At 33.8% G+C, this 260-nt stretch carries 1 protein-coding gene; it reads right to left on the bottom strand.

Annotated features, from left to right (window positions below; all coding sequences use genetic code 11):
• Positions 1 to 61: 61 nt before the first annotated feature.
• The coding region (locus tag SB725_RS32085; RefSeq protein WP_410923515.1) for a hypothetical protein at positions 62 to 260 on the bottom strand (199 nt) is incomplete at its 5' end.

Consider the following 260-nt stretch of genomic DNA (forward strand, 5'->3'; position numbering starts at 1 on the left):
GGATTATTAAACAAGAATATACGTTCGTGTTGAAGGGGGAAATAAAAGCCCATCCGGGCTTTTAAATTCTTGTATACAATGAATAAAAGTTCTCACGATCGAATACTGTTTCAGCATTTGAATTATTGATACTAATTACCCACTTATCTAGCATCTCATTTATGTAGGTCAAATTCTCTATCGTGCGTATGTCATCTGAATATGTGGTTACAATCTCAACATATCTTGTTCTATTATCAGCATCTTCAGAGACACACATT

Origin of the sequence: Pseudomonas sp. SIMBA_041, from assembly GCF_046535095.1 — a bacterium.
Lineage (GTDB): Bacteria > Pseudomonadota > Gammaproteobacteria > Pseudomonadales > Pseudomonadaceae > Aquipseudomonas > Aquipseudomonas mucoides.